The sequence below is a fragment of the Oleiphilus sp. HI0132 genome, from assembly GCF_001635845.1.
Window position 1 is genome coordinate 1 of the sequence record NZ_LWGJ01001871.1, and the last position, 1,143, is coordinate 1,143.

Genomic DNA, 1,143 nt, shown 5'->3' on the forward strand with positions numbered 1-1,143 from the left:
TCATCAACTACGAATGGGCTGCGAGTAACCCTCGGCTAGCATCGAATGCTGTACGCCTGGGAATGGTTAAAGACTTCTTTTAAGATTTTTTGTTGGAAGGTTGTAGGTACAACTGTTTGGTGTTTTGTCTTTTTATTAATATGTGAAGAGATTGAATGCCGCCGATAAGGAAATCGTTGTGTCTAGTCATGCTTCAAATGAGGCTGGAAAGTCTTCATCCGTTGATACGGGCTTAGCTTGCCTGGTATCAATAGCACGTTATCACCAAGTCGCTGCAGATCCAGAGCAGATTCGTCATTACTTTGGTACTAATGAACCTTCATCCGAAGCTAAAAACTCGGCCTCTTGTCTGAATGATAAAGATATCGTTCGTGCTGCTAGACACCTAAAACTTAAAGCCTCACTAACAAAAGCAGACATCGCTAAGTTAGAAAAGATGGCCTTACCTGCGATAGGCCTGAGTAAAAATGGTGAGTACTTTATTCTTGCCAAAGTCGCAGATGAAAAGGTTCTTGTTCAAGTGCCTGGTTCTGAAAAACCACAAGTCTTCACTCTTAGTGAATTCGAAGATTATTGGAATGGCAGAATTATTCTAATTACTCGACGTTCACTCCTGCCAGGTATGAACGGTAAATTTGATATTTCCTGGTTTATCCCCGCTATTATCAAGTACAAAAAGATCTTGATGCAGGTCTTGGTTGCCTCCTTCTTTATTCAGTTATTTGCACTAATTACGCCGTTGTTCTTTCAGGTGATTATCGACAAAGTACTCGTCCATCAGGGCTTAACTACGCTCGATGTATTGTGCTTCGGTTTAATCGTCGTTTCCTTATTCGATGTGATTTTGAATGGCCTTCGAACCTACGTCTTCTCGCATACCACCAATCGGGTTGATGTGACCTTAGGGTCGCAGTTATATAACCATCTCTTGCGTCTACCCATATCATTCTTTAATGCACGGCAAGTGGGGAATACTGTAGCCAGAGTTCGAGAGTTGGATACCATTCGTGAGTTTATTACTGGCTCTGCTTTAACGCTGATTATCGATATCCTTTTTACCGTGATCTTTTTTGTGGTGATGTACTACTACAGCCCGCCCCTCACATGGATAGTGTTAGGTTCGATTCCCCTCTATGTGATTCT

The 1,143-nt window shown here is 42.1% G+C and carries 1 protein-coding gene; it reads left to right on the forward strand.

The window, feature by feature from the left end; genetic code table 11:
• Nucleotides 1-151 precede the first annotated feature (151 nt).
• Nucleotides 152-1,143 (forward strand): ABC transporter transmembrane domain-containing protein (locus A3766_RS28265; RefSeq protein ID WP_231883028.1); only part of this gene is annotated, 992 nt, incomplete at its 3' end.